Origin of the sequence: Vibrio sp. S11_S32, assembly GCF_014694465.1 — a bacterium.
Lineage (GTDB): Bacteria > Pseudomonadota > Gammaproteobacteria > Enterobacterales > Vibrionaceae > Vibrio > Vibrio algicola.
In genome coordinates, this window is record NZ_JAAUWS010000171.1 from 1 (window position 1) to 301 (window position 301).

1 pseudogene is annotated in these 301 nt (G+C 39.2%); it reads right to left on the reverse strand.

From position 1 onward, the window contains the following. Nucleotides 1–175 precede the first annotated feature (175 nt). Nucleotides 176–301: pseudogene (locus tag HC723_RS17145) on the reverse strand (IS91-like element ISVa3 family transposase); the annotation flags it as partial.

Consider the following 301-nt stretch of genomic DNA (forward strand, 5'->3'; position numbering starts at 1 on the left):
GCTGTTTAGTTTGGTTGTATTTGTAAGGCATTTGTTAATTATTCTGATATGAAAGGTCGATTAAAATAATAACCGACCCTGACAGTATTGCCTAATTGATTGTTTATCGAGCGATGCAACAAAGCCCCTTGAGATTAGAGTCATAGTCGCTTATTAAAACTTTGCGACAGAACCTTACTTTCGTGCAGTGACAGTTTGATTTTTCACAACCGCAGTGCTTAGCCCCCATCGCATTGGTACCACATGCAAGCATTCTTTCTATACAAGTTATTTGCCACAGATTGAAGGTATGAGCGTGCTT